The following is a 2042-nucleotide window of genomic DNA, read 5'->3' on the forward strand; positions in this document are numbered from 1 at the left end:
GGTCGGGACCTTGGCGGCGCGGTCCGCCGCGGCCGGCGCCGGTGCTGGGACGCGGCGGGTCAGCAGCGGGGTGACGTCGCGTGCGGGCATCGCGGGCGCGAGGGCGTTGCCCTGCAGGAGGTCGCAGCCGATCTCGGTGAGCATGCGCTCGCTGTGCTCGTCCTCGACTCCTTCGCCGACGACGCGCAGGCCGAGGCGATGCCCGAGGTCGACGACGGACCGTACGATCGCGAGGTCCGGCAGGCTGGCACGGGCATCAGCGACGAAACTCCTGTCGATCTTGATCTCGTCCAGGGTGAGTACCTTGAGGATCTCCATGGTGTTGAAGCCCGTGCCGAAGTCGTCCATGGACAGCCCCACTCCCGCCGAGCGGAGCTGGCCGAGCATGGCGCAGGCCTGCGCCAGATGCGGGATGAGCGCGTTCTCGGTGATCTCGAGGGTCAGCACGCCCGGCGGCACGTCGTGGGCTTCGAGGCGCTCGGCGACCAGTCGCGGTAGCTCGTCGAGGACGAGCATCCGCGGCGACAGGTTCGCGGACATGGTGACCTCGATGCCATCGGCCCGCCAGCGGGCGCACTGGCGCAGCGCCGCGTCGAAGGTCCACAGCGTCAGATCCACGATCAGCGAGGTGCGTTCGGCCATCGGGAGGAAGGCGCCCGGCAGCAGCAGCCCGCGGACGGGGTGGCGCCAACGCACGAGCGCTTCGACCGCGACCGTCCGCCCGGTCAGGACCGCCCGCATGGGCTGGTAGTGCATCTCCAGTTCGTTGCCGCTGATCGCGCGACGTAGCTGCGCGTGCAGGGCGAACTCGCCGGGCCGCACGCGGTCCACCTCGGTGGTCGACACCGCGGCCCGCTCGCCCGTTCGCCGGGCCTCCGCCAGGGCGGCGGCGGCGCGCGAGAGCAGTTCGGTGATCTGGCCGCCCGTGGGTACGGCGGCGAGTCCCGCCACCGCCTCGACCTCGATGTCCGTGCCACGCAGGCGCACGCGCCCGTCGAGCTGGGCGACGACCGCGCGACCGAGAGCGGCGAGCTCCCGGTCCGCCTGCCCGGGCCGCGCCGGGCTGATCTCCGCAGCGGGCGGGCCCGCCAGCACCAGCGCGAACTCGTCCCCGCCGAGCCGGGCGACGAGGAGCGGCGTCGGTTCAACTCGGTGGAGCCTGCGGGCGAACCAGTTGAGCACGTCGTCGCCGGCCTCGTAGCCGAACGCTAGGTTGAGCTCGCGGAACGAGACGAGATCCACGACCATGAGCACGACCTGCCGCCCAGCCCCGACGATCTCGCGGGAGACCGCGTCGCCGGCCCGCACCAGGTCGGCGTGCGTGGCCAGGCCGGTGAGGACATCGACGGGGCGCCCCCGCCGGCGCACGCGAGGGGATCGGCGATCATCAGTCGTTGTCCCCACGCGCATACCCCACCCACCCCACCGAGTCGCGGTCGGCGCACGTCCAGGAGATGGACGCCGCCACGGCGTTTCACGGCATCGGACCGTCCGACGCCGGGGTGCGGCTAGATCAGGTCAGGACTCAGGCCGGGCACCCTCGGGGTGGCAGTACCCCGGCGGGACCCGGAGAAGGCCAGCAACGAGGTACGCGGCGCAGAATCCAGCGACCCTGAGCGGCGAAACCATCACTCCACGCGACAGATCGCGGACGGGGCGCCCGGCAACGGCCACCCGTTCCGGACGTAGCCCCCGCCCGGTCAGACGCCGGTCGGGCTGGCGTCGCTGGTCGGCGCCGGCACCAGCCGGCCGCCGCCGCACGAGGCCCCGTCCTCGGTGTCCGCACAGGTCGCCGTCGGCTTCGGCGTGGGACGCCTGGTCGGACGGGCCGTCCGGGTCGGCTTGACGGTCGGCTTCGTGGTCGGCTTCGTGGTCGGCTTCTCCGTGGGCTTCTCCGTGGGCTTCGGCGTCGGTGGATCGGCCGTCGGGGCGGGCGTCTGGGTCGACGGCGCGCCCGATGGCGAGCGGGTGGTCACCGGCGGGGGCGGTGTGCCGGCGGGAGGCCGGGCCGACGCACCCGGCGCGGGGGCGCCGGACGCGCC

1 protein-coding gene and 1 pseudogene are annotated in these 2042 nt (G+C 73.8%); one reads left to right on the forward strand and one right to left on the reverse strand.

The genetic code is table 11. The annotated features are described in order from the left end of the window. Positions 1-1368: putative bifunctional diguanylate cyclase/phosphodiesterase (locus MXD58_RS26350; protein ID WP_250610468.1), on the reverse strand; the 1368-nt coding region annotated here is incomplete at its 3' end. 408 nt (positions 1369-1776) lie between these two features. On the opposite strand from MXD58_RS26350, the pseudogene MXD58_RS26355 reads away from it, so the two are divergent. Next, positions 1777-2042: pseudogene (locus MXD58_RS26355) on the forward strand (hypothetical protein); the annotation flags it as partial.

This window comes from Frankia sp. AgKG'84/4 (genome assembly GCF_023242965.2).
Lineage (GTDB): Bacteria > Actinomycetota > Actinomycetes > Frankiales > Frankiaceae > Frankia.